Below are 3,735 nucleotides of genomic sequence, written 5' to 3'. Positions count from 1 at the left end.
CGTGCGATGGCGATTCGTCGTGGCGAATATGATTATCTGCTGCCCACGGTGCTCGATGACGAACTGACCCTGGCCACCTGGTTGCTGCCCGGCGATGGGCGGCTGGTGATGGAGCGGCGCTTCCAACTGATCCGCGACCGCGACCACGCCACGGTCTTGCGCGGCCGCTGGGAGCTGGTCTGCATCGCCATCAGCAGCGGCCAGCCGCGCCGCATGCCGGCCGAATTCTGCGAATGCTATTTGCCGGCGGCGCTGGCGCCCGTGGCCGGGCAGATTCAGCAGTAGCACCGGCCGGCTAAAAAATACCGCTGAGGTGGCGCGGCAGCGCCGGCTTGGCCGTTTGCTTGCCCCCGCCCTGTTCGACCCATTCCAGGTAGCGCTGCACGGCGTCCAGCGGATGGTTCTTCGGCATTTGCGGCGGGCGGGCGTTTGCGGCCAGCGCCAGCGCGGCGGCGGCGCCCGGGTCGCCCATCAGCACCAGGCTGGTGGCGAGGTCGAGCCGGGCCTGCCAGATTGCCGGCACGGCCTTGTCGGGGCTGCTGTCCAGCAAGGTCACGCGCTGGGCCAGCAGTTGGGCGCTGCCCTGCCAGTCGCCGCGCGCGCGCAGCAGCTCGCCCTCGGCCTGCTCGACGCGGCTGTTCAGCCAGAGGTCTTGCTGCAAATGCAGCTCGGCGTCCCCTCGCAGGCGCTGGATAGCGGCGGCTGCCAAGGCCAGATCGTCCAGCAGCAGGCCGGTGCGCGCCAGTGACAGCCAAGCATCGGCCCGCCGCAAGGCACCGAGCTGGCGGCCGTCGGCGTCCACCGCCGCCAGCAAGGCTTGCGCCTCGGCGGCCAGCTCGGCGGGCGGCGCGGCATGGGCCAGCGTGCGGGCCAGCAAGAGTGCGGCGCGCGCGGCCGCCAGCGCTGGCTTGGGCGTGCCCTTGTTGGCGCTCAAGAAGGCCTGACGTGCCGCCACGGCCAGCGCGTACTCGCCCCGGTCGTGGTGATAACGGGCCATTTCAGGGTACAGATGCGCCCGCGCCGCGCTGCCGGCGCCGTGCAGGCGGTCCATCGCGGCCGCCAAGGCCGAATTACGCTCCTCAATGCGCTCGTAGTCACCGAGCCGAATCTGCATCGCCCAGGTGTTGCGGCGCAGCGCCAGCGCATGGCGCAGGTTCTCGGTGGACGCATTGGCCTGCGCCGTTTCGGTCTGGCGCAGCTCGGCCAGCGCAGCGCTGAAGCGGCCCTGGCCCGAATAGAGGATCGAGACGGCATTGTGGTGAAAGGCGCGCTCAAAGCTGCCGGGCGGGTAGAGACGATCGGTCAGCTCGCCGAGCTCGTGCAAGGTCTGCGCGGCGGCCTGCAGCCGGCCGGTTTTCATTTGGCTGTCGGCCAGCACGGCCAGCAATTCCCGCATGCTCTCCGACTGCGGCCCATACAGCCTGGCGATGCGTGGCCGCAGCGGCTCCAGCTGGGCGATCACGCCGTCCCAGGGGCCGGACGGCGTGTAGATCTGCGCCAGTTTGAGCCGCGCGTTGACGGTGCGCTCGTCATCTTCACCGTAGGCCTTGGCCGTCAGCGCGATCCACTCCTCCGCCAAGGGCCCCGCCAGGTCGTAACGGCTCAGGCCCTCGTAGGTCTTGCTCAGCACCTCCAGCAGGCGCAGCTTGGTGGCCGGCTCGTCCTTGAATTTGTCGGCCAACTCCTGGCGGCTTTTCTCCAGCAGCTGCAAGACATTGGGCGATTCGCCGCCATGCTTGTCGGGGCTGGCGCTGCCGAGCAGGTCGGTCAGGTAAAGCGTCACTTGATCGGACTGATGGGCGGCGGCATCGGCGCGCTGCCATTGCGCCAGGCTGACCGCCAGCCCCGCCAACACCGCCACGGTCAGCGTGCTGCCCAAGGCCGCCGGCAAGGCATTGCGGCGCAGCCACAAGCTGCTGCGGTGGCGCCAATCGTCGCGGCGTGCGCCGACCGGGCGCTGCGCCAGCCACAGCCGCAGGTCATCGACCAAGGCGCCGACGCCGGCATAGCGCTCAGTCGGATCCTTTCTCAAGGCCTTGGCGACGATGGCTTCCAAATCGCCGCGCACGCGGCCGAAGTCAGCCGGCCGGCCGCTGTTCGTTTCAGTGAGTAATTGCCCGAGGCGCGGTGCATCCTCATGCAGCAAGGCATGCTCGGCGGCGACGCGCGACTTGCCCTCGGCCGCGAACGGCAGCCGCCCGCTCAGCAGCTCGAACAGCAGCACGCCGAGCGTGAACACATCGGCCGCCACGCCAATCGGCGCGCCGCTGAGCTGCTCCGGCGCGGCATAGCCGAGGGTCAGGCCGCGCCCACTGAGGCGCGTCAGCTCACCCGGCGCTTCATCGTCCAGCAGGCCGGCGATGCCGAAGTCCAAAACCTTGGGGTTGCCCGCAAAGCTGACCAGCACGTTCGACGGCTTCAGGTCGCGGTGCACGACCAGTTGCGCATGCGCATATTCCACCGCCTGCGCGACGCGAATCAACAAGGCCACCCGCTCGGCCACCGTCGGGCAGGCGGCACGCACGTGATCCGTCAGCGTGCGGCCGTCTACATATTCAAGCACCAAAAATGGCAGGCCCGCCTCGATGCCGGCGTCCAGCAGCTTGGCGATGCCGGGGTGATTGAGCCGCGCCAACACCGCCCGCTCGCGCGCAAAGCGATCCTGCAATGTGGCCTGCTGCAGGTCGCCGCGCAGCAGCTTGACCACCACTTCTTGCTCGTACAGCCCGTCGGCGCGCTTGGCTGCCCAAGCCTGACCCATGCCGCCTTCGCCGATCTTGCGCAGCAGTGCCCAGGCACCCATGCGCCGGCCGGCCAGCTCGGGGTTGGCGCCGACCGGCGCGCCTTCGTCGTGCTGCAGCGCTTGCTGCAAAAGGGCATCGAAGGCGGCAGGGCTGGCGGGCTGAGCGGCCAACATGCGCGCCAGCTGCTCGGCCAGCGGCGCATCGGCGGCGCTGAGCGTGGCCAGCCAGGGCGCACGCGCGGGCTCGGGCAGATCCAGCGCTTCATCGAGCAGGCCGGAGAGCCGCTGCCAGTGCTGGGCGTCCATCAATAGACGGTCGCGGCCTTGTCGCCCAGCAGCTCGGTCATCAAGGCGCGCGCCTTGATCAGGTCGCGCTCGACGGTGCGCCGCGCCACCCCGCGCAGCTGCGCCACCTCGGCCATCGGCGTGCCGGCAAACCCAATCATCTCAAGCAGCTCATACAGGCCGGGGTCGAGTTGCTGCATCTGCAGCAAGGCCCGGTCGATGGCGATCAGCTCGACGGCTGAGCTGATCGGCGCCACCACCTCGGCGGCCGCCGACAGCGTCAGCAAGGCACCCACATCGCCGCCGCGCTTGTCGGCTCCAGCCGCGCGAATGTGGTCGACGACGACCGAACGCAGCACCCGGCCGACATAGGCAAAAAACTGGCCGCGCGAGTTGCCGTTGAGGCCTTCGCTGTCGGCCATGCGCAGCCAACTCTCATGCACCAAGGCGGTGGTGTTGAGGCCCACCACGCCGCTGGCCTGCGCCAGCCTGGCCCGGGCGGACCGTTTGATCTCGGGGTAGAGCCGCTCGAACAGCGCATTGACGGCGCCGGCCTCGCCTTGGCTGGCACTGGCCAAGAGTTCGGTGACGGAGGGTGGGCTGTTGCGCATGTGCGGGCGATTATGGGGGGCAAGCATGACACCCCTGATTCGGGGGGAGGCCGAAATAGACGCGCAAAGGCTGTCGCGCTGGCCGCTGGACTACGT

General features: G+C 69.3%; 3 protein-coding genes. 1 reads left to right on the top strand and 2 read right to left on the bottom strand.

Going from position 1 to position 3,735, the window contains the following annotated elements; genetic code table 11:
* Nucleotides 1–285, top strand: a 285-nt coding sequence (locus RMO57_RS12990; RefSeq protein ID WP_414896422.1) for an acyl-CoA thioesterase, incomplete at its 5' end; no start/stop codon positions are given.
* A gap of 10 nt (nt 286–295) precedes the next feature.
* On the opposite strand, the gene RMO57_RS12985 is transcribed toward RMO57_RS12990, so the two are convergent.
* Together RMO57_RS12985 and RMO57_RS12980 are read right to left on the bottom strand one after the other, a co-directional pair.
* The gene (locus RMO57_RS12985) at nt 296–3,049 is read right to left on the bottom strand and encodes a serine/threonine-protein kinase (protein WP_310387239.1); all 2,754 of its coding nucleotides are present in this window, start codon (nt 3,047–3,049) and stop codon (nt 296–298) included.
* A complete protein-coding gene (locus RMO57_RS12980; protein WP_310387237.1) occupies nt 3,049–3,639 on the bottom strand; it encodes an ECF-type sigma factor in 591 nt (196 codons plus the stop codon). Before RMO57_RS12980 ends, RMO57_RS12985 begins: the two co-directional genes overlap by 1 nt.
* Nucleotides 3,640–3,735 lie beyond the last annotated feature (96 nt).

Origin of the sequence: Roseateles sp., from assembly GCF_031397715.1 — a bacterium.
In the GTDB taxonomy this organism is placed as follows: Bacteria; Pseudomonadota; Gammaproteobacteria; order Burkholderiales; family Burkholderiaceae_C; genus Paucibacter_A.
This window is presented reverse-complemented; position numbering and strand designations above follow the sequence as displayed.

What these genes read in the sequence shown, in the direction of transcription:
- RMO57_RS12980 (WP_310387237.1), bottom strand. Translation starts at nt 3,639, where the DNA reads ATGCGCAACAGCCCACCCTCCGTCACCGAACTCTTGGCCAGTGCCAGC.
- RMO57_RS12985 (WP_310387239.1), bottom strand. Translation starts at nt 3,049, where the DNA reads ATGGACGCCCAGCACTGGCAGCGGCTCTCCGGCCTGCTCGATGAAGCG.